At 64.9% G+C, this 581-nt stretch carries 1 protein-coding gene; it reads left to right on the top strand.

Going from position 1 to position 581, the window contains the following annotated elements:
- Positions 1–581, top strand: a 581-nt coding sequence (locus tag VXC91_RS46680; protein ID WP_329513375.1) for a GNAT family N-acetyltransferase, incomplete at both ends; no start/stop codon positions are given.

Below are 581 nucleotides of genomic sequence, written 5' to 3'. Positions count from 1 at the left end.
GCATCGAGCACATTCTGGACAACCCTGTCTACGCCTCACTCTCCAGCCCGCAGCACGCCCCTCTTGCCCGGGGACGTGGCCGCGTCCGGCGCTACCTGGACGACGTGTCACCCTTTATGGGGCTGCCCGACGACCCGACGGAGCAGGACTGGGCCGATGCAGCCCACGTGGTGGGCTCGGGCACCGCCGCGTTCCTTCACCATGTGGGGCTGGTGCCCCCGACCTGGAGCACTGTCGACCGATTTGACCTCGTGCAGATGACCGCACCTGGAAGTGCAGAAGGCGCTCCTGATCCGCGGGCTGTACGGCTCGACACCGCGGATGTTCCCGAGATGCTGGATCTCACTCGCCGTACTGCGCCTGGTCCCTTTCTTGCCCGAACCATCGAAATGGGTACTTATCTGGGAATCCGTCATGACGGTGTGCTGGCTGCCATGGCCGGCGAACGTATGCGCCCATCTGGCTGGGTTGAGATCAGCGCTGTATGTACCGCGCCTGAGCACCGGGGGAAGGGCCTTGGTGCCAGTCTCATAAGGACCCTGATCGCTCACGTCGCCGCTCGGGGAGACCGCGCTTTCCTG

Source organism: Streptomyces chiangmaiensis (assembly GCF_036281785.1).
GTDB lineage: Bacteria > Actinomycetota > Actinomycetes > Streptomycetales > Streptomycetaceae > Streptomyces > Streptomyces chiangmaiensis.
Note: the sequence above shows the minus strand (reverse complement) of the source record. Positions and strands in the feature narration are given on the sequence as shown.